Source organism: Pseudomonas sp. RA_15y_Pfl1_P11 (assembly GCF_963970975.1).
Lineage (GTDB): Bacteria > Pseudomonadota > Gammaproteobacteria > Pseudomonadales > Pseudomonadaceae > Aquipseudomonas > Aquipseudomonas tritici.
Window position 1 is genome coordinate 1 of record NZ_CAXAOY010000047.1, and the last position, 1,909, is coordinate 1,909.

At 61.7% G+C, this 1,909-nt stretch carries 3 protein-coding genes; 1 reads left to right on the forward strand and 2 read right to left on the reverse strand.

Annotation, left to right across the window (positions count from 1 at the left end):
- Window positions 1-287, reverse strand: a 287-nt coding sequence (locus AACY44_RS27895; protein ID WP_445261936.1) for a sigma factor, incomplete at its 3' end; no start/stop codon positions are given.
- Between the two features lie 114 nt (window positions 288-401).
- Between AACY44_RS27895 and AACY44_RS27500 the strand changes: the two genes are divergently transcribed.
- Window positions 402-1,552 (forward strand): IS3 family transposase gene (locus tag AACY44_RS27500; RefSeq protein WP_370468058.1). Its coding sequence is split into 2 segments (ribosomal slippage): window positions 402-666 and window positions 666-1,552, totalling 1,152 coding nucleotides; the frame shifts between segments, so codons are not numbered across the junction.
- On the opposite strand, the gene AACY44_RS27505 is transcribed toward AACY44_RS27500, so the two are convergent.
- On the reverse strand, window positions 1,515-1,909 hold a 395-nt coding region (locus AACY44_RS27505), incomplete at its 5' end, for a hypothetical protein (RefSeq protein WP_339531519.1). The two genes, AACY44_RS27500 and AACY44_RS27505, sit on opposite strands and share 38 nt — an antisense overlap.

Here is a 1,909-nt window from a genome sequence, read left to right on the forward strand (position 1 = left end):
AACAGCCATGCCTTGGCCGATCCGCCCTGATAGGTTCCGAACGCCCGAAAAGCGTTGAGAAAGGCTTCCTGGACGATGTCCTCGGCCGCCGTCGCGTCGGCGGCAAGGTAGCGCGCGAGGCTATAGGCCGCATCGAGATGCGGCAGCATGACCTCGCGAAAACGCCGGGCTGTTGATTGCCGCTGAGAAGTGACCCGGGGAGGCCAGTAATTTCCACTGAGAAGTGACCCATGTTTGAACACGTCCCTGGCTTTGAGCGGGGGACCATGGAGTGTTGGACATGGCATTATTGAGCGTCATCCGGCGCTGGCATTATCGCGATCATCTATCGATCCGTGAGATTGCCAAGTGGACTTGCTTCAGAAAAGTGGAGAGTTTTCCTGAGGTGAAAGGCAAACTCGATGACGAAGCAACGACGGTTTACAAAGGAATTCGAGGACGAGGCGGTCCGGCTGGTGGCGACCAGTGGGCGCACGCAGCGTGAGGTTGCGGAAGATCTGGGGGTCGGTTTGTCGACGCTGGTTCGGTGGATCGGTCGTCGTCGTGATCGGTTGACGGAGATGCCGGGCGAAACACCGCAGGCAGATTTGGCAGCCGAGTTGAAGCGGCTCCGCCGGGAGAATGAGATCCTTCGACAAGAACGCGACATACTGAAGCGGGCGACCGCTTTTTTCGCCCGGGAGGGAAGTCGATGAGGTTTGCGCTCGTCGATCAGGCGAAGAAGGATTTCCCCGTACACCGCCTCTGCCAGGTGCTCGGCGTCAGCCAGAGCGGCTATTTCGCCTGGAAGGATCGTCCGGCCAGCCGGCGGCAACGCGATGACATGGTGATGCTGGCGCATGTCCGCTCGGCATTTGCGCTGTCGAACGGCACGTACGGCAGTCCGCGCATGACGCGCGAGTTGCAGGATGATGGCTTCGCCATCGGGCGACGGCGCACGGCGCGGTTGATGCGCGAGAACGGCCTGCGCGGTCGGCAGAAGCGTCGATTCAAACGGACGACCGACAGCGAGCATAGCTGGCCGATCGCGCCGAACATCATTGACCAGGATTTTACGGCGACGGCACCCAACCAGAAATGGGGCGTCGACATCTCGTATGTCTGGACGCGGGAGGGATGGCTCTATCTGGCGGTGGTCCTCGATCTGTTCTCCCGCCGTGTCGTCGGGTGGGCCGTCGGCGACCGGCTGCACCGCGATCTGGCGCTGGCCGCCCTGCGCAAGGCCCTCGTCATGCGCCGTCCGCCCGAAGGGCTCATTCATCATTCGGACCGCGGCAGCCAATACTGCTCTGTGGACTACCAGGCCGAGCTGCACCGCCACGGCATCCGTATCTCCATGTCAGGAAAGGGAAATTGCTACGATAATGCGATGGTGGAGACCTTCTTCAAGACGATCAAATCCGAGCTCGTCTGGCGCACCGTCTTCTATACCCGCGACCAAGCCGCGCAGGCCATTGCCCGCTATATCGACGGCTTCTACAACCCCGTCAGGCGCCATTCCGCGCTCGACTATATCAGCCCCGCGCAGTTCGAACGAACCGCGTCACGTTGAGCAAATGCCTCTCCACTTTTGCGGGGCAAGTCCAACGCACCTCGTCGCGGGGCTCGTAGTGCAACGACAGGAACAGATATTCCCGGATCAGTTCCCGCTCATCGATATCAGCGATGCGGTAGAAGCGGATTCGCGATTCATGGCCCTTTGCTGGCCTCGCGATGGCGCATTCCAGCAACCATTCATCGTCCCCGACGAGCGAGACGTTCTGCTCCGCGCGGCCGCTCACGACCATGTGGGGCGGGATCACCAGCGCCGAACGATCGATCCGCCAGGATGCCTCGGTGCGCTCCAGCAGCGGCCGCACGCTCAACTTCGGAGGAGATGTGGGGGCAGCGCCGGCGCGACAGCTGTGCT